Source organism: Castellaniella hirudinis (assembly GCF_042651965.1).
GTDB classification, from domain to species: domain Bacteria; phylum Pseudomonadota; class Gammaproteobacteria; order Burkholderiales; family Burkholderiaceae_B; genus Castellaniella; species Castellaniella hirudinis.
This window is the reverse complement of the sequence record NZ_JBHSDY010000005.1, coordinates 109,031-134,833: the sequence shown is the minus strand read 5'-3', so window position 1 is coordinate 134,833 and position 25,803 is coordinate 109,031. Positions and strand designations below refer to the sequence as shown.

Below are 25,803 nucleotides of genomic sequence, written 5' to 3'. Positions count from 1 at the left end.
CTGATGAAGATTGAAGCCTGGGGGATCGTTCGGACAATTCCCGTGTAGATCGGTGATTTACCGCACAGCGTGCAGCAAAGCCAATTATTCTACCTGGGTTTTCGGGATACGGAGGACGCGGCCGCGCCGCACCACGATCCAGACGCCCTCATGCCCCAGCCGCACGTCGCGGTCATGCCCCAGGGCATGCACCCCGCGCAATTGGCGCAGCCAGGCTTGCAGGCGAGCCTCGGTGGGCATGCGCAGGCCCAGGATCCGCAGCCAGTGGCGCAAGACCGGCGCCTGGCGCGACAGGGGCAGCGCGCGCCAGGCGGCCAGTGAAAATGCCTGGTCGTCGGGGTCGGGATCCAGCCCGGCCCAATCCGCCTGCGCGGTTTCGTCCACCCAATCCGACAGATCACGCGCCTGAGCCGCGTGGCGGGCCAGGGTCCGGCGCCAGGCAGGCCAGCGCGCATCCAGCACCGGTGTCAGGCCGGTGCGCAAGGCGCCCCGGGCGTAGCGCTCGTCGGCATTGCTGGGATCGCGGACGGGCCGCCAGCCGCTCAGCGCCTCGAAACGCCGGGCGCTGTCCAGGATCAAGGACCGGGGCTGGTCCAACCAGGGCCGGAGCCAGACCAGGCCGCCGCGCGCCGTCACCGGGCGCATGGCCGCCAGGCCCAGCGGCCCGGTGCCGCGCAACAGGCGCAACAGCACGGTTTCGGCCTGATCGTCCTGATGATGGGCCAGCAGCAGGCGGCCGACGCCGGCATGGGCGGCCAGTTCGGCCAACGCGGCATAGCGGGCGTCGCGGGCGGCGGCTTCCATGCCGCGGCCATCGACATCCACGGTCACCCGGCGGCTATGGCAGCCAACCCCCAGCAGCCCTGCCAGACGATGCGCCTGGATCAGCCAGCCGTCGGCTTCGGCCTGCAGGCCGTGATGAATGTGAAAACAATGCAGAGGCAGCCCGAGTCGCCGCGCCGCGTGGGCGGCATGCAAGGCCAGTACGGCGGAATCGGCCCCGGCGCTAAGCGCCACACCGACGGCAGCGCCGGCGGGCAGCGCGGCCAGGGCGGCGTCGACCGCCCGCAACAGCGATGGGTCGAGCGCCGGACTATCGGGCGTCCTGGAAGCGCCCATAAGCGGAGACGCGCTCGAGACGGCGGCGCAGCAGTTCGTCCACGTCCAGGCTGGAGAGTTCACGCAGGGCGTCGGCCAGGGCGCGTTGAAGCTGACGGGCCATGGTGGCCGGATCCCGATGGGCGCCGCCCACGGGTTCGTTGACCACACGGTCGATCAGGCCCAGATCCTTGAGGCGCGGCGCGGTGATGGCCAGGGCCTCGGCGGCGACTGAAGCCTTGTCGGCGCTGCGCCACAGGATGGAGGCGCAGCCTTCGGGCGAGATGACGGCATAGGTGGCGTACTGCAGCATCATGACCGTGTCGCCCACGGCGATGGCCAGCGCGCCGCCCGAGCCGCCTTCACCGATGATGGTGACGATGATGGGGACTTTCAGGCCGGCCATGGCGTACAGATTGTGGCCGATGGCCTCGGACTGGCCGCGTTCCTCGGCCCCGACGCCGGGATAGGCGCCCGGCGTATCGACGAAGGTGAACACCGGCAGGCGGAATTTCTCGGCCAGTTTCATCAGGCGCAGGGCCTTGCGGTAGCCCTCGGGCAGCGGCATGCCGAAGTTGCGCAGGGCGCGTTCCTTGGTGTCGCGGCCTTTCTGGTGGCCGATCACCATGCAGGGCGTGCCGTTGAAGCGCGCCAGCCCGCCCACGATGGACTGGTCATCGGCATACATGCGGTCGCCGTGCAGTTCGTGGAAATCCGTGAACAGCGCCTGGACGTAGTCCATGGTGTAGGGCCGCTGGGGGTGGCGGGCCACCAAGGCGGTCTGCCAGGGGGTCAGCTTGGCGTAGATGCTCTTGGCCAGGGACTGACTTTTCTGCTGCAGGCGGTTGACTTCCTCGGAGATGTCGACGGCGGAATCGGTCTGCACGTAGCGCAGTTCTTCGATCTTTTGGTCGAGCTCGGCCAGAGGCTGTTCGAATTCAAGAAATGTATTTCGCATGAGAGCAGGGGTTCCAGAATGGAATTTCGGGACTCGGTCAGGATATTCGGTCAGAACGTTCAGGACATCAATACTCGACGGCGGCCGCATCCATGCTGCGCCACAGGTACCAGCTCGCCACCGTGCGCCACGGCGCCCAGGCCTGGGAGACCTCGCGGGCCTCGAAGCGCGAGACCGGCTCGCCGCTGAAGTAGTGATGGGAAATGGCCTTGAGCAGCGCCGTATCGTCCAGCGGCAGGACGTCGGGGCGGCCAAGGAAGAAGATCAGGAACATTTCAGCCGTCCAGCGGCCCACGCCGCGGATGTCGCACAGCAGCGCCATCACGGCCGCATCGTCGCGGGATTCCCACCAGGCCGGGTCCATGCGGTCATGCTGGGCAAAGAATTCGGCCGCGTCGCGCAAGTACTGGGCCTTGCGCAGGGACAGGCCGAGTTCGCGCAGTTCGGCTTCGGTGAAGCGGGCGATGCAGCCGGGCTGCATGTCGTTGCCGCAGGCCTGGACCAGCCGGGCCCAGAGCTTGCGCCCCAGCGCCAGGGAAATCTGCTGGCCGACGATGATGCGGGTCAGGGTCTGGAACGGGCTCTGGCGCGCCTGCATGGATTCGTGGCCGTAGACCGGGATCAGCTTGCGCAGGATGCGGTCGCGCTGCATCAAGTGTTCGCAAGCCTGGGTCCAATAGGCGGGCTGCAGCGCAGCGGAGCTGTGATGTTGCATGTCCACAGTCACACCCGCCGCCATTGGGTGGCGCCGCCGGCCGCATCGGCCAGCTCCACGCCCTGCTCGCGCAACTCGGCGCGGATGGCATCGGCCCGGGCGAAATCGCGCGCGGCCTTGGCCTGAGTGCGCTCGGCGATCAGGGCCTCGATGGCGTCGGACGACAGCACGTCCGCACGGACGCCGCCCGCCAGGAAACGGGTGGGGGATTTCAGATAGACGGCGGGATCGGCCTGCAACAGGCCCAGGATGCCGCCCAGGGCGCGCATCAGGCCGCTGGCCCGGGCGCTGGATTCACGGTTGGCCTGGCCGGCCAGGTCGAACAGCACAGCCACGGCCCCCGCCGTGTTGAAGTCGTCGTCCATGGCGGCGCGGAAGGCCTGCGCGGCCGGATCGTCCCAATCGACGGACACGTCGGCAGGCGGCACGCTGGCCAGCGTCTGGTAGAGCCGGTCCAGGGCGTTCTGGGCGTCCAGCAGATTGTCGGGTGCGTAGTTCTGGGCGCTGCGGTAGTGGCTGCGCACCAGGAAAAAACGCAGCATCTCGGCTTCGCGCGGGTTGACGGCGTAGTCGGAACGGTCATCGGCCGCGTCCACGGCAAGGGTATCGCGGATACGGCGGAAATTGCCCAGGGACTTGGACATTTTTTCGGCGTCCACCATCATCGGACCGCAGTGCATCCAGGCCGTGGCCAGGGTGCCGCCGAAAGCGCCTTCGCTTTGGGCGATCTCGTTTTCGTGATGGGGAAATTTCAGGTCCGGGCCGCCGCCGTGGATATCCAGCGGCATGCCCAGCAGCGCGTGGCTCATGGCCGAGCATTCGATGTGCCAGCCCGGTCGCCCCGGCCCGTAGGGAGAGTCCCAGCGGGTGTCGGCGGGCTCTTCGGGTTTGGCGGATTTCCACAGCACGAAGTCCAGCGGATCCTGCTTGCCGGCCGACACGGCGACACGTTCGCCTGCGCGCAGATCGTCCAGCGATTTGCCCGACAGCTTGCCGTAGCCAGGGAATTTGCGCACCGGGAAATTGACGTCGCCGTCTGCGCCCTGATAGGCCAAGCCCTTGGATTCGAGGGTGCGGATGATGTCGAGCATGCCGGCCACGTGCTCCGTGGCGCGCGGCTCGTCGTCGGGAGACTGGACCCCCAGGGCGCGCTCGTCGGCGCGCATGGCGTCGATGAAGAACTCGGTCAGCGCGCGGATCGTCACGCCGCGCTCGACGGCGCGGCGGATGATCTTGTCGTCGATGTCGGTGATGTTGCGCACGTAGCGCACCTGATAGCCCGAGGCCCGCAGCCAGCGCTGCACCACGTCGAAGCCGACCAGCATCCGCGCATGGCCCAGGTGGCAGAAGTCGTAGACCGTCATGCCGCAAACGTACATGCGCACCACCCCCGGTTCCGCTGTCCGCAGCGGCATTTTCTGGCGTGTCAGGGTGTCGTGGATATGGAGCATGTCGGATCGGATGAGACGAGCAAGCCCGCCGCTCCGGACCATACGGGCAGCGCGCGGGGATGTAAAATGGACTGACAAGTATACCGTCCCCCGGTCCAATCCCAGAACCCCACCCATAGGCGCCCCGAGACGTGACCCGCCCTTTCCTTCCTGTTTTGGCCCTGTGCGCCTGCCTGACGGCGGGTTCGGCCCTTGCGGCACCCTCCAGCGCCGACGCGGCCCTGCCCAGCCTGAACTACGACCCGGACACCGGGGCGTTCACCGAAACGCCTCCCCCGGATCGCGGCTGGCAGGCCTTTGCCGACCTGCTGAAAAAGGCCACCCCGTCAGTGGACACGGCCGTTCCGCTCACGGCCGCCCAGATCGCCGGTCACGTCTCGGCGCTGATCGACGCGGGCCGCGCCCAGGAAGCCCTGGACATCATCGCCAAGCGTCAGGCCGCGCGCGACGCGTCCGTCACCCCGGGCGACGACGTCCAGTTGCGCTACCTGCAGGGCCGCGCCCTGGATGCGCTGGGCCAACGCGACCAGGCCATGGCCGTCTGGCGCCAGATGACCACCGACTACCCCGAACTGCCCGAACCCTGGAACGCGCTGGCGATCGAATACGCCCGGCGAGGCCAGCTCCAACTGGCCCGCGAGGCGCTGGACATGGCGCTGGTGTCCGACCCGTCCTTCGCACCGGCGCTGGAAAACCTCGGACACGTGCAGATGCGCCTGGCCCAGGAATCCTTCGACCGCGCGCGCGCAGCAGGCGGCCACGCGCCGAAACCGGCGCAGGCCCCCGCCCAGTAGGCGCACGACAAGGGGGCCTCTGATTCAGAGGTTCCCAAGATCCCCGCGCCTCAGGCACAATAAACCCTTTATCCTGGACGCCTCCATGTCCCATTCCTCGTTTCTTTCCCGCATCCTGCCCTGGACGCGGGCCTGCAGCCTGGGCTGCGTCCTGGTCCTGGCGGGCGGCGCTGCCGTCGCCGCACAGACCGATTCCAACCCCTCACCCCAAAGCACAGCCATGAGCACTCATCCGCACGTCAAACTGCACACCAACAAGGGCGATCTGCTGATCGAACTGGACGCCGAAAAAGCCCCCAAGACCGTTGAAAACTTCCTCAGCTACGTCAAGGAAGGCTTCTATGACGGCACCGTCTTTCACCGCGTCATCAACAACTTCATGATCCAGGGCGGCGGCTTCGAGCCCGGCATGAAGCAGAAGCAGACCCACGCCCCGATCGAAAACGAGGCCAACAACGGCCTGAAGAACGACCGCTACACGCTCGCCATGGCGCGCACCGCCGATCCGCACTCGGCCACGGCCCAGTTCTTCATCAACGTGGCGGACAACGATTTCCTGAACTTCTCCGCGCCCACCTCCAATGGCTGGGGCTACGCCGTGTTCGGCCGCGTCATCGAAGGCACCGAAGTCGTCGATGAAATCAAGAAAGTGAAGACCGGCAGCAAGGGCTTCCACCAGGACGTGCCGGCCGAGGACGTCATCATCGAAAGCGCTACGCTGGTTGAATAAACTGGTACTACGAGGCGCCGTCTGGGTCGCCTCGGACATCCACCTGGGCGAGGCCGTCCCCGAGACGGCCTGCGCCTTTTACGATTTCCTGGATCGGGCCCGGCGCCAGGCCGACGCCCTGATCCTGTGCGGCGACATTTTTGACGCCTGGATTGGCGACGATCACGCCCTGCGCGATCCGCCCGACTGGCTGGCCGCCGCCCTGGACGCGCTGCGCGCCACCGCAGCCGATCTGCCCTTGTGGCTGGTGCGCGGCAACCGCGATTTCCTGATGGGCCGCGCCCTGGCCGACGCGCTGGGCGCCCGGCTACTGGACGCCCCCGTCGTCCTGGACACCGACGCCGGTGCGATCCTGCTGGCCCACGGCGATGAATTCTGCACCGACGACCTCGCCTACCAGCGCTTCCGCCGCATCGTCCATACCCCCTGGATCCAACACGTTTTTCTGGCCCTGCCGCTGAGCTTGCGGCGCGCCATCGCCGCGCGCGCCCGCGCCCGCAGCCGACAGGCCCGCCGCCACAAAACCATGGCGATCATGGACGTGAATGCCGCCGCCATCGCCCGGGCGCTGCGCGAGGCCGGGTGCGACGTCCTGATCCACGGCCACACGCACCGGCCCGCCGTCCACGCGCTGGATCTGGACAGCCGCGCGGCGCGGCGTTATGTGCTGCCGGATTGGGAATTCGACCGCGACCCGCCCCCGCGGGGGGGCTGGATCGAGATCGATGCGACCGGAATACGGATGAGGCAGGACATAGGACAGTCCACTGCGGACTGCCCTATGCCGGACGAACCTGAGCCGCTGGCAAGCGGCGAGGTCGACAAAAGTCCTTAATCCTGCGGATCCGCCTCGGGGTCGAACGGGTCCAGGCTGTCGATCTGGACAGCGGAGATCCGCCGCCCCTCCAGCGCGGCGACGGTGAAGCGGAAACCGCCGTAGCCGCTGGTCAGTTCGCAATGGTCGCCCACAGCGGGCAGACGCCCGAAACGGCTCAGCAGATAGCCGGCGATGGTGGAGTATTCCTCGTGCTCGTCGACCAGGCCGTCGGTGTGCAGGACCTGTTCCAGGTGGTGCAGGTCGGCGGCCCCGTCCACGCGCCAGCGGCCGTCGCCCTGGTCGATGATGTCGGGCACCTCGTCCTCGTCGGGGAACTCACCGGCGATGGCCTCGAAGATGTCGATCGGCGTCACCACGCCGACGATGGAGCCGAACTCATCGGCCACCAGCACCAGCAGCCCGTGCGAACGCTTGAGCGTCTCCATGAGCTGCAGGATGGGAATGGTCTCGTGGACGATGATGGGTTCGCGCAGCCGGGTCTCGCGGATGCCGCCGTGCTCCAGCAGGTCCAGCAGCAGATCTTTGGCGCGGCCCACGCCCACGACCTCGTCCAGGGTGCCGCGGCACACCGGGAAGAAGCTGTGCGGCTCGCGGATCAGTTGCGCGCGCAGATCGTCCAGCGGCACGTCCAGATTGATCCAGGACACGTCGGTGCGCGGCGTCATCACGGAATGCACGTTGCGATCACTGAGCGTCAGCACGCCGCTGACCATATTGCGCTCCTCGTCGACGAAGGCCTCGGTCGGCGGCGGCGCGTCCTCATCGTCATCCGGCTCGGGGCCGACCATGGGCTTGCGGCCCAGCATCAGCAGCACGGTCTCGGCCGTGCGCTCGCGCAGCGGCCGGCGCATCTCGGCGCGGCGCACATTACGCCGCGCCCATTGATTGAGGCTCTCGATCAGCACCGAGAACACGATGGCGGCGTACAGGTAGCCCTTGGGCACGTGGAAACTGAAGCCGTCGGCCACCAGCGAAAAACCGATCGTCAGCAGAAAGCCCAGGCACAGAATGACCACCGTCTGGTGGGCATTGACGAAGGCGGTCAGGGGCTTGGACGCCACCAGCATGATCCCCATGGCGATCACCACCGCCGCCATCATGATGGCCAGGTGATCGACCATCCCCACGGCCGTGATCACCGAATCGACGGAGAACACCGCGTCCAGGATGACGATCTGGGTGACGATCACCCAGAAGCCGGCATGCAGGCGCGACCCCGAGGCATGCTGGGTGCGGCCCTCGATGCGGTCATGCAGTTCGAAGGTGCCCTTGAACAACAGGAAAAAACCGCCCGTGATCAGGATCAGGTCGCGGCCCGAGAACGCCAGGTCGCCCAGGTGTACGATCGGCTCGGTCAGCTTCACCAGCCAGGACATCAGCGTCAGCAGGAACAGACGCATGATCAGCGCCAGGCTCAGGCCCAGGACGCGGGCGCGGTCGCGCTGCTTGGGCGGCAGCTTGTCGACCAGGATGGCGATAAAGACCAGGTTGTCGATACCCAGGACGATTTCCAGGACAACCAGGGTGAGCAAGCCCACCCAGGCTGCCGGGTCCAGCATCCACTCCATCATCATGTCCCGTCAGCCGCGCAGATGGGTGATCATCTGCGCGAATATCTTGGGCGGCGCGGCCAGCACATTGCCCGATTCCATCCAGCCCTGCTCGCCCTGGAAATCGGCCATCAGGCCGCCGGCTTCCAGCACCAGCAGGCTGCCGGCGGCCATGTCCCAGGGCTTGAGCTTGACGCCGCAAAAGCCGTCCAGACGGCCGCTGGCCACCCAGGCCAGATCCAGAACCGTGGAGCCCGTGCGCCGCGCCGCCGCGCACTCGGCCAGCAGGGGCACGAAAGGCGAGGTCGCCGGCAAGGCCGTGGACTGGGGAATGTGGGAGGCCAGCAGCGCATCGTGATAGCGCGTGCAGGAGGACACCCGCACCCGGCGATCGTTCAGAAAGGCGCCGCTGCCGCGGCTGGCGGTGAACATCTCGTTGCGCGTCGGGTCGTAGACCACGGCGTGCGCGGCCTGGCCCCGATGCATCAAGGCGATGGACACGGCATAGTGGGCGAAGCCGTGGATGAAGTTCGTGGTACCGTCCAACGGGTCGATCACCCATTGGAATTCCGATTCGGCCTGGCCGCCGCCCGCCTGCAGACGGCCGGATTCCTCGGCCAGGATGCCGTGGTCGGGATAGGCTGTGCGTAAAATGTCGATGATGGATTCCTCAGCGGCCCGATCGACTTCCGTGACATAGTCCTTGGGCCCTTTGCGCGCCACGTTCAGGCGTTCCAGGTCAAGGCTGGAGCGGTTGATGATGGCGCCGGCACGGCGTGCCGCCTTGATGGCGGTGTTGAGCATCGGGTGCATAGGTTTCCAAAGATCACGGGTAACAGAAGCCTATTTTAAATGACTCCGCCAGTTTCCTCCGACTCGCCCCCCGACACCCTGGATATTTTCAGCCGGGTGCGCTTCATCATGGTCAGCCCCACCCATCCCGGCAACGTCGGTTCGGCGGCCCGGGCGATCAAAACCATGGGCTTTCACGACCTGCATCTGGTGGCCCCCGCCGACCCGGACATCGTCGGCCACCCCGAGGCCATCGCCCTGGCGAGCGGGGCCGGCGACATCCTGGAAAGCGCGCGGCAGCACGCCAGCCTGGCCGACGCGCTGGGGCCCGTCACCCTGACCTTCGCCCTGACGGCGCGCGCGCGGGCCATCGGCCCTCCGCCCTGCGACATCCGCGAGGCCGCTGCGCAATCAGCCACCGAACTGGGCCGGCCGGACGCGCGCATCGCCATCGTCCTGGGCACGGAGCGCACCGGCCTGTCCAATGAAGACATCACCCTGTGCCAGCGGGTCTGCCACATCCCGGCCAACCCGGAGTACAGTTCCCTGAACGTGTCCCAGGCGCTGCAACTGGCGGCCTGGGAAATGCGCTACGCCCTGCTGCCCCTGGCCGGCGCGGCGCGCCTGCCCGACACCCATGCCCGGCACGACCCCGGATCGGACCCGGCCAGCAGCGAACGGGTGCAGGCGATGCTGGATCATTTCGAGCAGGCCTTGCTGGCGGTGGGATTTCTGGACCCCAGGCATCCGAAGAAACTCGTGCCGCGCATGCGGCAGATGTGGACCCGCAACCGGCTGAGCGCAGACGAGGTGGACATGATGCGCGGCCTGTGCACGGCCATGATCCGCAGCGCCGGACACCCGGCGCCCCACGGCGCGCCGTCCCCACGCACACTTCTTAACGAACACGCACAGGCCCCAGGCCCCGACCGACATGTTTGACCAGCTCCGCGAAGACCTCGCCTGCATCCACGAACGCGATCCCGCAGCCCGCAGCCGCATCGAGATCCTGACCTGCTATCCCGGCCTGCACGCCATCCTGATCCACCGCCTGGCGCACGGCCTGTGGCGGCGCGGATGGTACTGGGCGGGCCGCTTCACATCCCACCTGGGACGCCTGCTGACCGGCATCGAGATCCATCCCGGCGCGCGCATCGGCCGGCGCGTGTTCATCGACCACGGCTTTGGCGTGGTGATCGGCGAGACCGCCGAGATCGGCGATGACTGCACGATCTACCAGGGCGTCACGCTGGGCGGCACGCGGCTCTACAAGGGCGAGAAGCGCCACCCGACGCTGGAAGAAGGCGTGGTCGTGGGCGCCGGCGCCCAGATCCTGGGCGGCTTCACCGTGGGCGCCCATGCCCGGATCGGCTCCAACGCGGTGGTGATCAAGCCCGTGCCCGCCGGGGCGACGGCCGTGGGCAACCCGGCGCGGGTGATCTTGCCGGAAAGCCCGTCGGGCGCCGGTCCGGATTCGGGAACGGGCTCTTCTGGCGCTGAGTCTGACGCTGCGTCGGCTCCGGCTGCTGCGGGGACTTCAGGCGCTCCGGCTGCCGGCCAGGCGCGCGCCACCCCATCGCCCTGCCAGGAAGACGCCCCGCTCGCGCCCTCCGAATGGGCCGCCCGGCCCCTGCAGGAACTGCTGCAACGCGGCCGGACCGAATCCGCACCCGCCGGCGATACGGTCCCGCAAGAGGACTTCGCCCCCTATGGGGTGGGGCGCACGGACGACGACCCGCTGGTCAAAGTGCTGCACGAACTGATCAACCACACGGCCCAGCAGGACGCGCGCATCCAGCGCCTGTGCTCGGCCCTGGAAGACCTGGGCCAGCGCATCGAAAACGGCCAGCGCCCGCTGGATGCGGAGCGCTTGAACAGGATGGTGGATTAGGATTATCTGGAGATCGACTGGACCTCGCGCAGGGGAATGGGCGAGCGCATGCCCGCCTGACGCAGCGCCTGAGGCGCCCGGCGGTGCAGGTCGAAATACACGTCCCAGTATTTTTCCGCCTTTGCCCACACGCGGACGTTTACCATGATGGTGCTGTCCCGGTATTCCATCACCATCACCTGAGGCGCCGGATCGGACAGGATGTCGTCATGGTGGTCCACCAGCGTCTGCAGCGTGTTCAGCGCCGCGTCCAGATCGTCGTCGTAACGCACCCCCAGCATCATGTCCAGGCGGCGAGTCTTGTTGCGGCTGTAATTGGTGATCGGGCTGCCCCAGACCAGCGTGTTGGGCAGCAGGATCTGGATGCCGTCGACCTGTACGAAGCGCGTCATGAACAGGCCGATCTCGTCCACCGTGCCGGAACCCTGCCCGCCGATGGTCACGAATTCCCCCGCACGCACCGGCCGCAGCACCAGCAGCATGATGCCGGCGGCGAAATTCTGCAGCGTGCCCTGCAAGGCCAGACCGATGGCCAGGGCGGAAGCGCCCAGCATGGCCACCAGGCTGGCGGTCTGCACCCCCAGGCGGGCCAGCACGGCCAGCAGCACCACGATGCGCACCGCCCAGACCGTGACGCTGCGCACCATGGGTACGATGGTCGGGTCGATCCGGGGCGAACGAGCGGCCAAGTGACGCATCCAGCGGCCCAGCAGATTGGACACGGTCCAGCCGATGACCAGAATCGCCAGGGTCACGCCCAGATTGATCACAACGCCGCTGAGATCGGGCAGGCCGGACCAGAAAGCCTGAAGCTGTTCCATGAATGAAATCTCCTAGAGTGAAGCAGCGGAAACGATGATTTTACGTCGGCCCGGCCCCTGCTTTGGTCGAATCCCGGATCCGTGCCTGTCATGACCCGCTTATCCACGCGGATTGTGGACAATTCCATGGACAAGTCCCGGGAGACTGTGTTTTTCATTTACGAATCATAGGGATAGACCCATAGGCAGAAAAATGACCATTTCATGAACGCGACCGATCGCGCTGATTTATCCACGCAGCCTGTGGACAAATCCATGGACAAACATCGGGGAACCACGGGTTTCCCCTTAGTCTCAATCACTTAGGCGAAACGGTCGGAAATCACCCGGGATCGACCCAGTGTTCCTTGCGCGTGATGATGGGTATTGGCGCGCGCAAATGCCCCGCCGTCCCAGCGACCGATATAGTGGTCCGTTACATCACCCCAGGCGGCCGTCCATCCCCCGGCGGACGCCGAAGCATATCGATCAACCGCGCAGGCCCGCGGGCCGCGCGACGGAGACGAGACATGAAGCATTTCTTTCTGACGCGCCCCTTGCGCGCCCGGCTGGCCATGTCCACCCTGGCGCTGCTCCTGCCTACCCTGCTGGCCACCGGCGGCGTCCTGTGGCTGGCGCCGCAGATGCCGGCGAACCTGCGCAGCGGCCTGATCGGGCTGACGCTGGCAGCCGTCCTGCTCACGTGGCTGGTCTACCGCGTCCTGTTGCGCATGGTCCTGCACCCCTTGCGGGACGGCGGCCAGTTGCTGCACAAAATCGCCGCCGGCGACCTGACAACGCCCATCGAAGTCTGGACCCGGGACGAAATCGGTCAGTTGTTCCTGGGCCTGAAAAGCACCCAGGACAGCCTGCGGGCCATGATCACCATGGTGCTGGAACGCACCGGCCGCATGGTCCAGGGCGCGCGCGAGATCGCAGCCGGCAACCAGGACCTGAACGCGCGCACGGAACAGCAGGCGGCGGCCCTGCAGCAGACGGCCGCCGGCATCGAGGAACTGGCCAGCACCACCCGCCAGAACGCCGACAACGCCCGCGAAGCCAACCAACTGGCCGGCCAGGCCTCGGACGTGGCCACGGACGGCGGGCAGACCGTGGACACCTTGATCCAGACCATGGAAGGCATCTCGGAGGGTTCGCGCAAGATCGGCGAGATCGTCGGCGTCATCGACAGCATCGCCTTCCAGACCAATATCCTGGCCTTGAATGCAGCCGTGGAGGCCGCCCGCGCCGGTGAAGAGGGCTGCGGCTTTGCCGTCGTGGCGGCCGAAGTGCGGGCGCTGGCCCAACGCAGCGCCGCCGCCGCGCGGGAAATCAAGACCCTGATCGAACAGTCCGCCCTGCGCGTCGAGGACGGCTCGGCCCGCGTGCAGCAGACGGGCCGGACCATGCGGGACATCGTGGCATCGGTCCAGAAGGTGTCCGCCATCATGGGCGAGATCACCACCGCGACCGAGGAGCAATCCGCCGGCATCGAACAAATCCATCAGGCCATGTCCCAGATCGACACTGCCACGCGGCGCAACACCCAACTCGTGCAGCAGGCCGCCCGCGCCACCGGCCTGCAGGAACGCCTGGCCGACGAGGTGAAAGATTCCCTGGCCGTGTTCCGGCTGGGCATGACCGCTTTATCCACGCAGATTGTGGACAATTCCATGGACAAGTCCTGGGAGACTTGATTTCCCCTTTTCAGATCAATGGGATAGGGTCTGGGGTAAAAAAATGACCGATCCATGACAAGGACCGGCCACACACAATTATTCACTTCGCCTGTGGACAAGCCCATGGACAAACCTCGGGCTTTCCCTGATTTCAGCGCTGGGACAAAGAGTTACGCTGAATGGTTGATTTCTGTCCCCGGCTCATGGTGCCCGCCAAAGCCCTTGCGCATCGCGGACAGCACCTTGTTGGCGAACTCGGCATTGCCACGCGATTGAAAGCGCTCGAACAGCGCAGCGCTGAGCACCGGCACCGGCACGCCCTCGTCAATCGCCGCGTGCAGCGTCCAGCGGCCCTCGCCGGAATCGGACACCCGGCCGGCAAAGCCGTCCAGCCCCGGATCCGCCTGAAACGCCTGCGCCGTCAAGTCCAGCAGCCACGAACCGATCACACTGCCCCGGCGCCAGAGTTCCGCGATTTCCGGTAGATCCATGTCGTACTGATAGTGCTGCGGATCGCGCATCGGCGTGGTTTCCGCGTCGGTCGCATGATCGCTTTTGCCCACATTCGCATGGCGCAACAGATTGAAGCCCTCGGCGTAGGCCTGCATGATCCCGTACTCGATGCCGTTGTGCACCATCTTCACGAAGTGACCCGCCCCCGCCGGCCCGCAATGCAGATAGCCTTGTTCCGCCGTGCCTGCGCCGGTATCTGTGTTGGCGCTCATGCCTTCATTACGGCCCGGCGTGCGCGAAGCCGCGTCCCGGCCCGGAGACAGTGCCGCGAACACCGGATTCAGCCGCTGCACGGCCGTGGCGTCGCCGCCGATCATCAGGCAATAGCCACGCGCCTGACCATGCACGCCGCCGCTGGTGCCCACATCCAGGTAATGAATGCCCCGCCCCGCCAGCGCCTGCGCCCGCCGGATATCGTCGTGATAGCAGGAATTGCCGCCGTCGATGACGATGTCGTCCGCATCCAGCAACGGGGTGACCTGATCCAGCAGTTCATCGACCAGACCCGCCGGCACCATCAGCCAGACCGTCCGCGGGCGCGGCAGTTGCTCGACCAGATCGTTTAGGGAGACCGCTCCGATGGCACCGTCTGCGGTTAGGCGCGCCACTGCGTCTTCCTGTGGATCGTAGACCACGCAGTGGATGTTCTTGTCCATGAGGCGACGCACCATGCCTGCGCCCATGCGCCCCAAACCTACCATGCCGATTTGCATGTGAATCTCCGTGTTTTCTCAGCTGCCGGGCAGGCAGTTTGCATCAGCGAGATAGTACCGTCATCCCGGGGACTCTCTGAATGGGCTGTGATCTCTTTGTGAAGCGCCAGGGAGGCAGAGGGATACTGATTGGCCGCGTTTTTACCGGTTTATGGGCACAGTGAATGGTATGGTGATGGCGTGTGATGCGAGACGAATGCTTAGCTGCCTGTGCGGCAGCGAACCCCCGCTGCGCGGGTCCCCCCATTTATTCCACTTTCTCAGCTGCCTGCGCGGCAGCGAACCAGCACCCCGAACTGGATGAGCCGGTGCGCGTTTTCTCAGTTGCCTGCGCGGCAGCGAACAGGAAAAGGAATGTCACGCCCGGGCTTCTGCCTTTCTCAGCTGCCTGCGCGGCAGCGAACGAGCGACACGACCGACGTAGCGGTGATCGTCGTTTCTCAGCTGCCTGCGCGGCAGCGAACGCGAATGAAAAGCGCGACTGGCAAATGGATGATTTCTCAGCTGCCTGCGCGGCAGCGAACTTGACGTGTCCATTATTTGCTCCAATTGCGGGTTTCTCAGCTGCCTGCGCGGCAGCGAACCGGGCGTTCATTGCCGGCATGACTGCCGTCATTTTCTCAGTTGCCTGCGCGGCAGCGAACCACCGCGAAAACGCCGATCCGGTCAACTGGCGTTTCTCAGCTGCCTGCGCGGCAGCGAACCGTGGCCGATGGTTGCGCCCAGCGCGAAGCATTTTCTCAACTGCCTGCGCGGCAGCGAACACGGCACGCGCAAGCCCCACGGCACGCGCAATTTTCTCAGCTGCCTGCGCGGCAGCGAACTTGAATCATCGTTCCGTCCTTTTGGTGATCAGTTTCTCAGCTGCCTGCGCGGCAGCGAACACGGGCTGGACTACGGGCTTGCCTTGCTCGACTTTCTCAGCTGCCTGCGCGGCAGCGAACGCGGAAAAACGCCCGTCCACTATTGCCACACGTTTCTCAGCTGCCTGCGCGGCAGCGAACCGCTTGGCGCGCGTGCGCTTCAGACCTGGACGTTTCTCAGTTGCCTGCGCGGCAGCGAACGTTCGTCGCAGACATTTTTGCGATCGTTTCCGTTTCTCAGCTGCCTGCGCGGCAGCGAACCCGCCACGCGATGGTGCGCTGCTGGGCGGGGTTTTCTCAGCTGCCTGCGCGGCAGCGAACCGACTGGGAGCAGGTCGTTATTTCTCCTGGTTTTTCTCAGTTGCCTGCGCGGCAGCGAACGGTGTTCATGATGGATCTGGCGGAATGTCCAGTTTCTCAGTTGCCTGCGCGGCAGCGAACTTCGACGGACTGACGATGCACCTCATCAATACTTTCTCAGCTGCCTGCGCGGCAGCGAACAATATATCAAAGCGGCACGGGTGGCCGACGATTTTCTCAGCTGCCTGCGCGGCAGCGAACCGCGCCAGGGCCGCCCCAGGCGGTACGGGTGATTTCTCAGCTGCCTGCGCGGCAGCGAACGCGCTGAGGCCCTGGACGGGCTGCTCGCCATTTTTCTCAGCTGCCTGCGCGGCAGCGAACGATCTGGGAGACGGCCGTTTCATTGCTCTGACTTTCTCAGTTGCCTGCGCGGCAGCGAACGCCGCTGCGCTTCCAGATGCGGATCTCGTACTTTTCTCAGTTGCCTGCGCGGCAGCGAACCTTGCAAAACGACTCGATTTCCGCCCACGACGTTTCTCAGTTGCCTGCGCGGCAGCGAACTGGTGGCGTTGGTCATTGTTGCGAACGTGTATTTTCTCAGTTGCCTGCGCGGCAGCGAACTAGAGACAAAAGTTTCTAACTTATTGATTTGTTAAAGACCCCCAGCAGGAAAGCACGAAACACCCAAATTCTTGGGCGTTTCGTAACCTACTGATTAATAAAGGATTAGCAGGACCCCTTCAGAAAAGGGTCAGAACCAAGGCAACGTCGCCGTGCTGCTCAGACCATAGGTGTTGAACACCCCGGCGGCAGGCTGCGGTTCAGGTTCTCCTAATGCCAGGAACAGACAAAACCGCTGCCCCGTGCTGGCACTGCGCAACTGCGCATAGGGAAGGTCCGGCTGCCGTTCCACGCTATCGGGGATGGCCTGCGCCGCCTGCTCATAGGTTTCCCCTTTTCGGCGCATCCGCCGGTGACGCAGGCGGTCCACGCTAGTCTTGAACTGACGGCGCAGCAAGCGGCGATGCTGAGCGTCCTGTGGCACGGCGGACAGGGCCTCCAGTTCCACGTGATCACGCATCCCTCGCAACCAGTCGGTGGACAGCAAAGCATTCAAATCACTGTCGCTGCCATGGACCCGCATGACCTGCCCCAGGGTGCGCGGCTGCATGCTGTACTGGGGGAAACTGACGCCGATTGCATCCGTACCCAGCCCCACCAGGGCACGGTGGAACTTGGCATACAAGGCCCCCAGCAAGTGCGCCTGGCTGAACTCGGGGTCAGGCAGCAGCCTGACGTCGATGTAGTGAGTGCTCATGAGCATCACTTCCCGGCGTCGCCGAACACACCGCCCCGCACCAGCACCGCCATGACGAAATGCTGTTGCTCGATGTCGGGCGTCTTGTCCTTGAGCACCCAGTCGTCGAACAGGTTATAGAAATCGAGGCTGGGCTTGACCTTGGGCTGACGGTAGGCCGTGCCCTGCGTCGTGACGGAGCCATACGGCTCCACCGCGATCGGTCCCAGCGTATCCGCACCGTTATACCAATCATCAATCGTACGAATGGCATTGCCCAGCTTCTGGGAGTGAATCGCTGCGGCCCCGTCCACGTCATAGAGCGTCTTGCTCTTGTCACCCCGACCGCGCTCCAGCACCAGCTCTTGGGAGGGAAAGACCTCTTGCCCCGCACCCAGCCGTGCAAAAGCGGTGACCTGCAGCAGGACGTGCCGCTTGCCTGCCAACCCGTCCGCGATCAAGGCTGCCACAGCATCCCGATCCGCCTGTGCGCCACCCGCATCGAAATGCCTCAGGCTCAGGGACAAGGCATCGAAAGTCCAGCTCTGCGTGGGCTGACCGCGTTCAAGCAAGGACACGATCACACGAACTTCTTCGGCACCGACCCGGTTGCGCCACAGGAAACGGCCGCTGGCAAGGTTATGGGCATACCGACGCGCCAGCTCAGCGAAGCCCAGGGTTTCAACATACTCGCTGACCACTTGCTGTAGTTTGGCCTCGTATTCCGCGCTATTGCAGGCGGAAGGCTTGCCGGTTCCCGGCAGCACACGCAGCGTGAAACTGACTTTCAGCGTGTCCGCACTGGCCGGCAACGCAGCTACATCCACGGTCTGCAGATTCGGGTTTTCGATGGCGGCATTCAGCTTGATCTGATCCTGCTCGGCAGCCTTCAAGCGATTGGAAATGGTGCCGCGCACCGATTTTTCTTTGAGCCCGACGGCGGGCCATTGCGCAGCGTGGGCCTGATCATCCCACGTACCTGCGGCGAACAGGGCATCGGACGGGTCCAGCTTGCGTTCGAAGGCAAGGACGGAAGCGGTCTTCAAGGACATGGCAGATTTCCTTTCCAGATGAATAGTGGGTTGCAATCAAAGGGTTTCCGCGCTCATCGGCGGATGGGATGGATATTCGTCGTCGTCCACCGGCAGGGGTTCATAGCCGTTGCAGCAGCGGTACAGGCCGTCGTCGTGGGATTCGCCCCACCACAGCAGATCTCGTATCCTTTGCAGGCGATGCGGACTGATCCATTGGCCGATGGAATACACCCCTTCCACGAACCGGAACGGCGTACTCTGATCCCGTGCGTTGGCGACCTGCCCGCCGGCATACAACTCCGACAAAGCGGCATAGCCCACGGGAATAGGCACGATCCAGCCGGCCCCCTCGGGCCGATCATGAGTCCAGACGACGCGATCTTTTTCGTTCCGGCTGCTGCGATAATTGAAACGTGACAGATCCAGCCAGGCATCCAGCGCGGTCGTATCCGGGGTCTGCAGCCGCAGTTGCTCCAGGCGCTGCTGCAACAAGTCGTCCCGACCGACCAGCGTAAAGCCCGGCAGCCACTGACGACGCAAGCGCCGAAACAGCGCATGCCGTTCCTCTTCCTGATCAGGCCAACCGATCAGTGTCGGCGTGACTCGAACACCAGGCCCGGATTGCGGCGGCAGCACCGAGCCACCGGCAATCCGCATGGTGCCCACCATGTCCCGAATCGCCCAGGCGGTTTCTTTGCGGAGCGCCTCATCGCTTTGGAACAAGAGGTGCGTCTCGCCTGGTTGTTTGACCATTTTCAGTTGGAACACCAGGGTCAGGTCCAGATGGATGCGGCCCTCTTCGACAATGGCGGCCGTGCTGCCGTCCTTGTCTACTGGATTACGGCTCAGACGGAAGGTCCGGACATAGCCGTCCTGGGTCTGTTCCTGGTGCCAATGGCAGATCACGCCGACCTTTTCCAGCTTGAGCGGGATATCCGCCGCGGCCAACTTGCGCCCCAAGGCCCACATGAAGCCCAGAAAGGCTGTCATGGACGGAAAGCCATGGGTCAACGGGCTGGAAATCGCATTGGCATTCTGGACACGCACATGCGGCAAAACCAGCAAGCCATCGGGTTCTCGGTCTGTCAAGCTCATACCGTGCCCCTCCGCGTCGGAATGTAATGTGGCGCATCCAGATCGGTCCGTAACCCATGCAAGTCACGCGCCCAACCGATCTCGTCCTCATCCAGCAACAGTTCTTTTTTCCAATGGCGGTATTCGACTTCGCCGACGTAGCTGAACTTGGTTTTGAGCCGCTCGTTCAGCCAATTGCCGAAGCGGTGGCCGATCTTCGCCGGCCAGTCCATGAAGAGCCAATCGCTGCGGAATTCTTCGTCTTTTTCAGCGCGCCAGGGGTCGAGCCAGAGCCGCTCTTCATGAGCCAGTACGCAGCGGGGATCCGCCGTCCAGCCCTTGGGCAAACTACGGCGGATTTCGCTTGCCATAGCCACTAACTCATCGATCAAGCGGTTCACATAATCGTTCACCCGATCACGGGTTTTCGCATTGGGCGGTGGGTCTTTTTCTAGAAAATACAGGAATGCCTGGACGGTCCCTCTGACATTCCCATAGCGCATCAACACAGGACCAAAGACGGAAGTCACGCTCCAGAGTTGACGCGGTACGCTCGAATCCCATTGGGGCGGCAGAGAACCCAATAGATAGCTGATCCCCCCTCGTTCCGAATTCAGTTGAGAGATATTTTGAGGCTTGGTACCGCCCAGCTTGCGCACCGCCAATGCGGGGTAGTCACGGACAGCGTCCTCATGCTCCCTGCCCTCTCGCCGCGCCGCCCGAGCAGCTTTGTTGGCTTCGCCAAACCGATCTTCCTGCAGAATTTCATGGACGGACTGTGCCAAGGACGTCGCGTATAAAGGGGCCAGCAGGTGATAGTGCGCATCATCGGCAGCATCCTCACCTGTCAGCCAATACATCTGCTTGGACAGGGTATGGCTTGCCACGCCTTCTTCACGGGCCTGCACCAGGCTGACGAATGCCGCTTGCCACTCCCGTGCGCGAGTCTCGTCATCGCTCAACGCCTGGACAGCCGCCGGGTCATCCTCCAACAAGCGATCCAGCAACACGCGACCATCCACTTCCAGTTTCAAGAATTTATAGACGTCCAGCGCCGCCGCATTGCCGACCACGTCGCTGGCAAATCCATCACCCAGCAGGTGACTCCCCACCACCGGATGAGGCGCCATCCTGGACGGATCCACATAGAGATTGGTGCCTCGTGCATCGGGATGAACCGCCTTGAGCGCATGCGTCACCGCCTGAATCTGGCGGACACGGCGGGCGGCATCTTCCAGCCAAGCTGCGGGCTGGTACTGAGCGGCCAGTTCTTCCCGCTTCGGGTCTTCCTCCGGCAGCTTTGAGAGTTTGGTTTGCAGGCGATCGTTGAGAAAAATGGTGATCGCGTCACGGATGCGATGAATTCGTCCTGCTGGGTCTTGTGCTTCCGACATGAATCCTCCAACATAGAGCCGTTTCCATTAGACTACCACTGTTTCCACGACTCTTTAAAAATCGATCTACTGCAATAAGTAGCTGAGAAAACTGTATCCAAGACTCTCTTGCTACAGCCATGCTTTCTGCCGCACAGGCAGCATCCCGAATCCCGGTAAACGGTATAAAATGGTATCCACATGACCATCCAGTCCTTTCTCTGCGAGGAGACTCGGTGTCTGTTCATGACGGGCAGCACTCGCCGCTTCACCAACTTTCAACAAGCAGCTGAACGTAAACTGGCACAACTGGATGCTGCAGTCACATTGGATTTTTTGCGCAGCCCGCCCGGCAATCGGCTTGAAAAGCTGACGGGCGACCGGCAGGGGCGCCACAGCATCAGAATCAATGCGCAATGGCGCATCTGCTTTATCTGGACAGACGAGGGGCCGACAGAGGTCGAGATCGTGGACTATCACTGACGGGCTCCCTCTCTAGAAATGGAAACACACTTCGATAAAAGGACTCCGACATGATCAAAAACGGCATGCGCCCTGTGCACCCGGGCGAGATCCTGCGCGAGGACTACCTGATTCCCCTGGGAATGAGTGCCAACGCGCTGGCCCGCCATTTGCTTGTCCCCGCTTCTCGCATCAACGATATCCTGCTCGAACGGCGCGGCATCACGGCCGATACGGCGCTGCGCCTGAGCCGCTATTTCGGTGGCGACGCACAATCCTGGCTGAACCTTCAGGCCACTTTCGACCTGCGGACCGCAGAACTGAACCCGGAACTGCAGGCGACGTTGGAAACACTCCAACCTATCGAGTCCGTCCCAGCGTAAGCGGCTGCTTGGCGACTCAACCTTCATTCCCATTACCCCTTCACCGAAAACCCCAGCGCCGGATGCCAGCGCCAGCCTTCCTGCTTGGCGGGCAGCGTCGCGCGCGCATAGCGCAATGCGAACACATCCAAGGGCAAATCCAGCGCCTCGGCCTGGTCCGTCATACAACGCGCCAAATCTTCCTCCACGCTCCAGCAACTGATCCCATCACCCTGCACTGCTTCATCCGGCACATCCGCACGGAGATTGGCATCGATGGGCACATAGAGCCCCTGGAATTTCCGCTCCCCCTCCTCTACTCGGCACAAATAGGGCGCATCGTCCTCATCAAGCCGCCAGACCACCTCCACATCGGGACGGGGTTGATCACGGAACGGCTGCGCCTGCTGCACGAAAGCGGTCAGCCACGCACAGTCCCGCATCCAGAAACTGGTCGCATTCAATCGATGAACATCATCTGGCTCACCAGGCGGCAACATCTGGTGCTCCATGCGGACATGCTCAAGATCGACCAGATTGCCGGTGGGCTGACGCTCTGATGACGTGCGGGCGACGGTCCGTGGCTGTGCGTCGATCGGCACGCACTGATCGCCATCCAGCCAGGGGGCCAGCAGCGCCGTCAGGCGATGGGGCCGCAATGGACAATCCAGGGTCTCAAAACCCGGCCGACAAAAGGCAGGCTGGCCTGGCTGGTCGAAATGCTTCAGATTGGTATCGCACACCAGCAGGTTAGGCTGCGATGCAACCTTGTCGCGGCGATGGCGCCATACCCGGCCCGCAAGCTGGATCAACGATCGCATCGAGGAGGGCTCAACCACAGCCCAGTCATAATCGTGATCTCGGCCAACCTCCGTCACAGGCGAACCCAACACAACAAACAACTGATCCTGGGCCTCAACAGCATCAATCCGCCGCCGCACGTCGGGCATGTCAAACACCGCCGCTTCCTGTCGCCGATCCAGGGTCGTATCCAGCAGGTGCTCGATCCAGGACCGCAGGAACAAGGGAAACTGGGAGTGGTAAACGCACAGATGGATATGCACGCCCGGGGGTGCTCCCAGGCTGAACAGGGCCAGGGCCACATCGAACAAGGGTTCGATGTTCGCCATGCGGATCAGACCGAAGCTGATCCGCTTGCCGCTGTGCGGGTCTTTGACACCGTGCACGGCATGCAAACTCAAGGCGGCATCCCGCAGCACACCGGCAAAAGCCTTCCGGCGGCCTGCTTGATCCGAACCACCCAACACACCATGCAGCGGCAGCAGACGCGCCCGACGCCGCACCGCCTGCTCGCCCAGCCGCTGCGCACGTTTGGCGGCAAACGTCTGATGCGCCTGACTGAACGATCCTTCATCTGGACAATCCGCGTGGGTTTGCGCGAACTCATCGACCCACAGGCAACACACGGCGGGCGCTTCGGACGGTCGAACTCCGCGATTGCGTTGATACCAGCGACGGCCCTCCAGATACGCGGTGAACAGCCCCTGAATCAGGGCGGGCGGCAAGGTCGCGGAGGACACCAGGACACGCGTGCCCAGCAAGCCCGCCCAGTGCACCAGACGCGCCAGCGCCGGCAGATCGGCCAGATCGAAGTCATCCGGCTCATCCAACACCAGATCCCCCGTCATCAAGCGCAGCATGGGCACGATCTGACGGCCGCCGCGCAGCCCCTCCGTCGCCGGTGTCAGATGATCAACAGTACACACCAGCAAAGGTGCGCTCAGAAACCGGCGGACGCCGGCCTCTTTCCCCAGATGGTCCAATACCGGGTGATGCTCATTGCCCTCGTAAACAATATGGGTCGTCTCATCCAGCAGAGACTGCCGAGAGGCGGAACCGCTGTCTTCGGCCTGCTGCGCGTAATACTCAAACAGTTCACGATTCGCCGCGCCCCCGACCCGAATGGCCAGCTCATCATCCGACAGGCCCAAGTCCTTTTGAAAGCTGCGCCCGGTTTGCAGGGTCAGCGTGCGCAGACCCACGGCAAAAGCACATCGCAAGCCCACGGCAGGGTCGGCCAGCGCATTCATGACCCGGGCGTTTCCCAAGGTCTTGCCGCAGCCGGTCGAGGCCATATTGACGATGAAAGCGCCCTGTTCCGCCGCACGTGCACGCACCCCGGCGGCCAGATCGGCCGCCTTGTCCTGCCAGCGAAATGCCGGGTTCTGACTGCGTTTTTTCAGCCCACGATGCCCGATCAGGTGGCTCAGATCCCGCGTCAAGATCGGCAGCGAATGCACAATCCGGCCCGCATGCAGTTCGACACCCAGCAGGTGCTCGTCCAACGGCTGCAGCGGGGCCCCCGTCTCACGCCGGGTATTGGCCCACAAAGGGAAATCCTGCTCCCCCTTGACCCGATCCCCATCTGCCTCCAGGCTGGAATAGTGATGGTCTCCCAGCATCAAGGCTAGGCGCGACACATGCATGATGTAGGGATCACCCAGGCAATCCGCCAGCGTCGGCAGATCCTGCAGCAAGTCCCGTGCGATACGGGCGGCCCGCTTGCGCCATTTCTCTGTCCTGACCGGCAACCCCCCGGGGAATTCCCAATCCGGCGAGGTCTTTCTGCGTTTTTTCGGCGCTACGAGCGGTTCACACCACGGCTCATTCCAATCCGCATCAACCTGGCTCAGGACGGCATCCAGCGTGTGGCCGCTCAGCCCTCGGGGTGATCGGCCATGCCATAAATGAGTCGATTCAGCGGACTCGCTCGCGCTGAGAGGGACAGCAGGCAGGCGATGGTGCGTCAACACCAGCCAGGCCACCGCCTGAGCCAAAGGCGGCAATCCCCCGCCCGTTGAGGCGAACGGTTTGTTGCCGTCCGCCGCTGGATCCAGGCCATCACGCAGCAGGCGACTATTCTGGTAGTCCAGCCAAGGGGCCTCGAAGCGGGCGCCATCGACACCGTCCTCACCTGCTTCTGTCAGGCGCTGCAACCAGGCCGCGTCATCATCCTGGCTGACAAATGCCTGGAACAAGCGCACGGAGACCCATTCATGGCGGTAGCGATTCCTTTCCCTGGATCCTTTGTTTTTCAGCCGATCCTGGAAGGACTGCGTCGCCTTGCCCAGATCGTGCAATAACGCGGCCAGAGCGGCGATCCTACGGATCGTCCGCAGACTATGCCAATCATTTTCATCATGACGCCGCAACACATCGTGGGTGGTCGTATCCGTCGGCACAGCGCCTTCGACATTGAACTGCCGCGCATCGCCGACGATCCACAGCAGTTCACTATGATCCCGCCCCCGGATCCAGTGACAGGCCACCGCCGTGTTCTTGCGCGCCGACTGGCGCAGCAGTTTCCTCAGAGTATCCAGGCCGGCCCGAGTGATCGCGGTCTGCCAGGTCCGATCGCCCCGCCGCTCGGCAAACTGGTCCAGAATCCGGCGTGTTTCCGTCAAGGCCCGCTTGCTGCATTGGGAAACCAGCAGGACATTCATGCGTCGCCCTTCTGGTCTGAAGCAGTGGTTTGCCGGGCCATCGTCACGGCGATTTCCTTGACCGTATCGATCATGAAATCCAGGGACTCGCTGCGCGTCAGCGATTCGATGCAGTTGCGGCGGAACTGCTGCTCATCATCACCCCGCATTGCAGACAGAAAGGCCTGCGGCAGAATGCAGGCGTCCTTCACCAGATCCGCTACGTCGAACACCAGGCCGCCGCGCCGCGTCTTGCCATGCAACACGGCCAAGCCATGCGGTAAGCCCAGCACCCAGCACGCGGTGGCGCCCAAGCCATAGGCCAGATAATTGCCGTGATCCAGAAAGCGATTGGCGGGATCGGTGCCAGCCCCGCGCTTGGCCCGGGTGAAATCCTCGCCATAGCCAACCGCATCAACCGCCATCTTGAACAGCGCCTTGGTGAGCCTGGCTTCCTCGGTCAGCAAGTCGACCGTTTCGTCAGCCATATCCACACGCCGCACACTCTGGGCCAGCAAACCGTCCAGCCGCGTGACGTTTACATTGAAGCCGGCCTCTTTCAAAGCCGCCTGGCGCCATTCCTCGCCCAAGCGCTGGATGCGGAATTTCTGCAAAGCCTTGGCAGCAGCCAGCCTGCGAGTGTCATCAAACCAGAACCCCACCCACGCCTGCAAGTATTCTGTGGGCCGATATTCGCTTTGCGGACTGAGCCAGGCGACCTCGACATCGACTTCGTTCGCGGAGAACAAAGGTGTCCCGCCGCCTCCGCAAAATCCCACCAGCACGCCGGCCTTGGCCAGTTCTCGCATGGCAGCCTGGGTGATGGAAGTCCCCGTCCCCAGCAAAATGCTGGTGGTGTTGGCGATCGGGATGTTCCAGTACAGAGAACGCTTGCCCGCGTCGGTGACATATTCGACGCGACCACCGTTGACCAGCACCCGGCAATGCTCCAGGTAGTAGATATTGGCCCGCTTGGAGTGCAGGATCGTCTTGAGATCAGAAGCTGCGATATCGTCCATGCTTCTTTATGTAACATTGAAATGCAGAACATGGACGAAAGTACGCGTCAAAAT

22 protein-coding genes and 1 CRISPR repeat array are annotated in these 25,803 nt (G+C 63.9%); of the genes, 8 read left to right on the top strand and 14 right to left on the bottom strand.

Translation table 11 applies throughout. The features are described 5' to 3' along the window. Positions 1 to 84: 84 nt before the first annotated feature. The 4 genes from tilS to cysS form a co-directional block, all read right to left on the bottom strand. The gene (gene tilS, locus ACFO0J_RS08840) at positions 85 to 1,119 is read right to left on the bottom strand and encodes a tRNA lysidine(34) synthetase TilS (RefSeq protein ID WP_376812704.1); all 1,035 of its coding nucleotides are present in this window, start codon (positions 1,117 to 1,119) and stop codon (positions 85 to 87) included. After that, on the bottom strand, positions 1,094 to 2,056 hold the full coding sequence (locus ACFO0J_RS08835) for an acetyl-CoA carboxylase carboxyltransferase subunit alpha (RefSeq protein WP_376812703.1): 963 nt from the start codon (positions 2,054 to 2,056) through the stop codon (positions 1,094 to 1,096). The genes tilS and ACFO0J_RS08835 overlap by 26 nt, the downstream gene beginning before the upstream one ends. A 67-nt stretch (positions 2,057 to 2,123) precedes the next feature. After that, entirely contained in the window at positions 2,124 to 2,771 is a 648-nt protein-coding gene (locus tag ACFO0J_RS08830; RefSeq protein WP_376812702.1) for a DNA-3-methyladenine glycosylase family protein, read from the bottom strand. Positions 2,772 to 2,779: 8 nt separating this feature from the next. Next, on the bottom strand, positions 2,780 to 4,222 hold the full coding sequence (gene cysS / locus ACFO0J_RS08825) for a cysteine--tRNA ligase (protein WP_376812701.1): 1,443 nt from the start codon (positions 4,220 to 4,222) through the stop codon (positions 2,780 to 2,782). Between the two features lie 131 nt (positions 4,223 to 4,353). Here cysS and ACFO0J_RS08820 point away from each other — a divergent pair, with 131 nt between their 5' ends. The 3 genes from ACFO0J_RS08820 (at position 4,354) to ACFO0J_RS08810 (ending at position 6,581) form a co-directional block, all read left to right on the top strand. Then, on the top strand, positions 4,354 to 5,016 hold the full coding sequence (locus ACFO0J_RS08820) for a tetratricopeptide repeat protein (RefSeq protein WP_376812700.1): 663 nt from the start codon (positions 4,354 to 4,356) through the stop codon (positions 5,014 to 5,016). An 85-nt stretch (positions 5,017 to 5,101) separates the two neighbouring features. Continuing rightward, positions 5,102 to 5,746, top strand: coding sequence for a peptidylprolyl isomerase (locus ACFO0J_RS08815; RefSeq protein WP_376812699.1), 645 nt, complete (start codon positions 5,102 to 5,104; stop codon positions 5,744 to 5,746). Further along, on the top strand, positions 5,739 to 6,581 hold the full coding sequence (locus ACFO0J_RS08810) for a UDP-2,3-diacylglucosamine diphosphatase (RefSeq protein ID WP_376812698.1): 843 nt from the start codon (positions 5,739 to 5,741) through the stop codon (positions 6,579 to 6,581). Before ACFO0J_RS08815 ends, ACFO0J_RS08810 begins: the two co-directional genes overlap by 8 nt. On the opposite strand, the gene ACFO0J_RS08805 is transcribed toward ACFO0J_RS08810, so the two are convergent. Beyond that, complete coding sequence (locus ACFO0J_RS08805; RefSeq protein ID WP_376812984.1) at positions 6,578 to 8,152, bottom strand: TerC family protein; 1,575 nt, start codon at positions 8,150 to 8,152, stop codon at positions 6,578 to 6,580. The genes ACFO0J_RS08810 and ACFO0J_RS08805 overlap by 4 nt on opposite strands. A 12-nt stretch (positions 8,153 to 8,164) precedes the next feature. Beyond that, on the bottom strand, positions 8,165 to 8,947 hold the full coding sequence (locus ACFO0J_RS08800; RefSeq protein ID WP_376812697.1) for an inositol monophosphatase family protein: 783 nt from the start codon (positions 8,945 to 8,947) through the stop codon (positions 8,165 to 8,167). Positions 8,948 to 8,986: 39 nt separating this feature from the next. Between ACFO0J_RS08800 and ACFO0J_RS08795 the strand changes: the two genes are divergently transcribed. Beyond that, on the top strand, positions 8,987 to 9,868 hold the full coding sequence (locus ACFO0J_RS08795; RefSeq protein ID WP_376812696.1) for an RNA methyltransferase: 882 nt from the start codon (positions 8,987 to 8,989) through the stop codon (positions 9,866 to 9,868). Continuing rightward, positions 9,861 to 10,817, top strand: coding sequence for a serine O-acetyltransferase (cysE, locus tag ACFO0J_RS08790; RefSeq protein WP_376812695.1), 957 nt, complete (start codon positions 9,861 to 9,863; stop codon positions 10,815 to 10,817). The genes ACFO0J_RS08795 and cysE overlap by 8 nt, the downstream gene beginning before the upstream one ends. Positions 10,818 to 10,819: 2 nt before the next feature. Here cysE and ACFO0J_RS08785 read toward each other — a convergent pair whose 3' ends face one another. After that, the gene (locus ACFO0J_RS08785; RefSeq protein ID WP_376812694.1) at positions 10,820 to 11,638 is read right to left on the bottom strand and encodes a mechanosensitive ion channel family protein; all 819 of its coding nucleotides are present in this window, start codon (positions 11,636 to 11,638) and stop codon (positions 10,820 to 10,822) included. Positions 11,639 to 12,147: 509 nt separating this feature from the next. Between ACFO0J_RS08785 and ACFO0J_RS08780 the strand changes: the two genes are divergently transcribed. After that, positions 12,148 to 13,314 carry a methyl-accepting chemotaxis protein gene (locus ACFO0J_RS08780; RefSeq protein ID WP_376812693.1) on the top strand — a complete coding sequence of 389 codons (1,167 nt, stop codon included), beginning with the start codon at positions 12,148 to 12,150 and terminating at the stop codon, positions 13,312 to 13,314. Between the two features lie 152 nt (positions 13,315 to 13,466). Here ACFO0J_RS08780 and gnd read toward each other — a convergent pair whose 3' ends face one another. The 5 genes from gnd to csy1 form a co-directional block, all read right to left on the bottom strand. Further along, a complete protein-coding gene (gene gnd / locus ACFO0J_RS08775; RefSeq protein ID WP_376812692.1) occupies positions 13,467 to 14,522 on the bottom strand; it encodes a phosphogluconate dehydrogenase (NAD(+)-dependent, decarboxylating) in 1,056 nt (351 codons plus the stop codon). Between the two features lie 196 nt (positions 14,523 to 14,718). Next, a CRISPR array of direct repeats spans positions 14,719 to 16,306; the repeat unit is 28 nt; unit sequence TTTCTCAGCTGCCTGCGCGGCAGCGAAC. A gap of 130 nt (positions 16,307 to 16,436) precedes the next feature. Continuing rightward, complete coding sequence (cas6f, locus tag ACFO0J_RS08770; protein WP_376812691.1) at positions 16,437 to 17,003, bottom strand: type I-F CRISPR-associated endoribonuclease Cas6/Csy4; 567 nt, start codon at positions 17,001 to 17,003, stop codon at positions 16,437 to 16,439. A gap of 5 nt (positions 17,004 to 17,008) precedes the next feature. Beyond that, complete coding sequence (csy3, locus tag ACFO0J_RS08765; RefSeq protein WP_376812690.1) at positions 17,009 to 18,034, bottom strand: type I-F CRISPR-associated protein Csy3; 1,026 nt, start codon at positions 18,032 to 18,034, stop codon at positions 17,009 to 17,011. A 36-nt stretch (positions 18,035 to 18,070) separates the two neighbouring features. Further along, positions 18,071 to 19,111 (bottom strand): type I-F CRISPR-associated protein Csy2, encoded by a 1,041-nt coding sequence (gene csy2, locus ACFO0J_RS08760; protein WP_376812689.1) that lies wholly within the window; start codon positions 19,109 to 19,111, stop codon positions 18,071 to 18,073. After that, a complete protein-coding gene (csy1, locus tag ACFO0J_RS08755; protein WP_376812688.1) occupies positions 19,108 to 20,484 on the bottom strand; it encodes a type I-F CRISPR-associated protein Csy1 in 1,377 nt (458 codons plus the stop codon). The genes csy2 and csy1 overlap by 4 nt, the downstream gene beginning before the upstream one ends. A 180-nt stretch (positions 20,485 to 20,664) precedes the next feature. Here csy1 and ACFO0J_RS08750 point away from each other — a divergent pair, with 180 nt between their 5' ends. Further along, complete coding sequence (locus ACFO0J_RS08750; RefSeq protein ID WP_376812687.1) at positions 20,665 to 20,946, top strand: type II toxin-antitoxin system RelE/ParE family toxin; 282 nt, start codon at positions 20,665 to 20,667, stop codon at positions 20,944 to 20,946. A 50-nt stretch (positions 20,947 to 20,996) separates the two neighbouring features. After that, positions 20,997 to 21,308: a HigA family addiction module antitoxin gene (locus ACFO0J_RS08745; protein ID WP_376812686.1), complete on the top strand. Its 312-nt coding sequence runs from the start codon at positions 20,997 to 20,999 to the stop codon at positions 21,306 to 21,308. A gap of 32 nt (positions 21,309 to 21,340) precedes the next feature. Here ACFO0J_RS08745 and cas3f read toward each other — a convergent pair whose 3' ends face one another. Together cas3f and cas1f are read right to left on the bottom strand one after the other, a co-directional pair. Then, complete coding sequence (gene cas3f / locus ACFO0J_RS08740; RefSeq protein ID WP_376812685.1) at positions 21,341 to 24,751, bottom strand: type I-F CRISPR-associated helicase Cas3f; 3,411 nt, start codon at positions 24,749 to 24,751, stop codon at positions 21,341 to 21,343. Next, entirely contained in the window at positions 24,748 to 25,749 is a 1,002-nt protein-coding gene (gene cas1f / locus ACFO0J_RS08735; protein ID WP_376812684.1) for a type I-F CRISPR-associated endonuclease Cas1f, read from the bottom strand. The genes cas3f and cas1f overlap by 4 nt, the downstream gene beginning before the upstream one ends. Between the last annotated feature and the right edge of the window lie 54 nt (positions 25,750 to 25,803).

Excerpts from the sequence above, each read along its gene's own strand:
- tilS (WP_376812704.1), bottom strand. The coding sequence starts at position 1,119 with ATGGGCGCTTCCAGGACGCCCGATAGTCCGGCGCTCGACCCATCGCTG.
- ACFO0J_RS08835 (WP_376812703.1), bottom strand. The coding sequence starts at position 2,056 with ATGCGAAATACATTTCTTGAATTCGAACAGCCTCTGGCCGAGCTCGAC.
- ACFO0J_RS08830 (WP_376812702.1), bottom strand. The coding sequence starts at position 2,771 with ATGCAACATCACAGCTCCGCTGCGCTGCAGCCCGCCTATTGGACCCAG.
- cysS (WP_376812701.1), bottom strand. The coding sequence starts at position 4,222 with ATGCTCCATATCCACGACACCCTGACACGCCAGAAAATGCCGCTGCGG.
- ACFO0J_RS08815 (WP_376812699.1), top strand. The coding sequence starts at position 5,102 with ATGTCCCATTCCTCGTTTCTTTCCCGCATCCTGCCCTGGACGCGGGCC.
- ACFO0J_RS08805 (WP_376812984.1), bottom strand. The coding sequence starts at position 8,152 with ATGGAGTGGATGCTGGACCCGGCAGCCTGGGTGGGCTTGCTCACCCTG.
- ACFO0J_RS08800 (WP_376812697.1), bottom strand. The coding sequence starts at position 8,947 with ATGCACCCGATGCTCAACACCGCCATCAAGGCGGCACGCCGTGCCGGC.
- ACFO0J_RS08795 (WP_376812696.1), top strand. The coding sequence starts at position 8,987 with ATGACTCCGCCAGTTTCCTCCGACTCGCCCCCCGACACCCTGGATATT.
- cysE (WP_376812695.1), top strand. The coding sequence starts at position 9,861 with ATGTTTGACCAGCTCCGCGAAGACCTCGCCTGCATCCACGAACGCGAT.
- ACFO0J_RS08785 (WP_376812694.1), bottom strand. The coding sequence starts at position 11,638 with ATGGAACAGCTTCAGGCTTTCTGGTCCGGCCTGCCCGATCTCAGCGGC.
- ACFO0J_RS08780 (WP_376812693.1), top strand. The coding sequence starts at position 12,148 with ATGAAGCATTTCTTTCTGACGCGCCCCTTGCGCGCCCGGCTGGCCATG.
- gnd (WP_376812692.1), bottom strand. The coding sequence starts at position 14,522 with ATGCAAATCGGCATGGTAGGTTTGGGGCGCATGGGCGCAGGCATGGTG.
- cas6f (WP_376812691.1), bottom strand. The coding sequence starts at position 17,003 with ATGAGCACTCACTACATCGACGTCAGGCTGCTGCCTGACCCCGAGTTC.
- csy3 (WP_376812690.1), bottom strand. The coding sequence starts at position 18,034 with ATGTCCTTGAAGACCGCTTCCGTCCTTGCCTTCGAACGCAAGCTGGAC.
- csy2 (WP_376812689.1), bottom strand. The coding sequence starts at position 19,111 with ATGAGCTTGACAGACCGAGAACCCGATGGCTTGCTGGTTTTGCCGCAT.
- csy1 (WP_376812688.1), bottom strand. The coding sequence starts at position 20,484 with ATGTCGGAAGCACAAGACCCAGCAGGACGAATTCATCGCATCCGTGAC.
- ACFO0J_RS08750 (WP_376812687.1), top strand. The coding sequence starts at position 20,665 with ATGACCATCCAGTCCTTTCTCTGCGAGGAGACTCGGTGTCTGTTCATG.
- ACFO0J_RS08745 (WP_376812686.1), top strand. The coding sequence starts at position 20,997 with ATGATCAAAAACGGCATGCGCCCTGTGCACCCGGGCGAGATCCTGCGC.
- cas3f (WP_376812685.1), bottom strand. The coding sequence starts at position 24,751 with ATGAATGTCCTGCTGGTTTCCCAATGCAGCAAGCGGGCCTTGACGGAA.
- cas1f (WP_376812684.1), bottom strand. The coding sequence starts at position 25,749 with ATGGACGATATCGCAGCTTCTGATCTCAAGACGATCCTGCACTCCAAG.